Annotated in this window: 1 protein-coding gene; it reads left to right on the top strand. The window is 35.6% G+C overall.

Annotated features, from left to right (window positions below; genetic code table 11):
- Positions 1-60: 60 nt before the first annotated feature.
- Positions 61-421, top strand: a 361-nt coding sequence (locus tag GFC01_RS18380) for a hypothetical protein (protein WP_207707664.1), incomplete at its 3' end; no start/stop codon positions are given.

Genomic DNA, 421 nt, shown 5'->3' with positions numbered 1-421 from the left:
AATCTAAAGACAAAAGGTCTAATTGGTGTAAGGAAAAAAGTTTACGCGCAGAGCATTCATATGTCAAAGAATAACGTAAGCATTTCTCTATTGTGTATGGATGGCTCGGACATTATCTTGACTGATTTTGTTGATGGGAGAGAAATAGGGCGAGAAACGCTTTATCGTCATACCCCATATGGGGATGAAAATTTTTTCAAGAAGGTAGTGTATTTAATAAGAAAAAGAAAAATAAACGCCGACAGATGGTATATACGATACTGTGTTCTTAATGATCACTCATTGGCATTGCTTTCAAAAGTTGCAGCCGAAAAAGCTACTGTTTATTTTGAGGTCCCAACATACCCATACAATGGTGAGCTGACAGATGAACAATTAATAGTTGATGTTGAAAATCAAAAGATGATAACACCTTATGTTG

The organism is Desulfofundulus thermobenzoicus (assembly GCF_009428905.1).
Lineage (GTDB): Bacteria > Bacillota > Desulfotomaculia > Desulfotomaculales > Desulfovirgulaceae > Desulfofundulus_A > Desulfofundulus_A thermobenzoicus.
The sequence above is the reverse complement of the archived record's forward strand: the minus strand, read 5'-3'. Positions and strand labels throughout refer to the sequence as shown.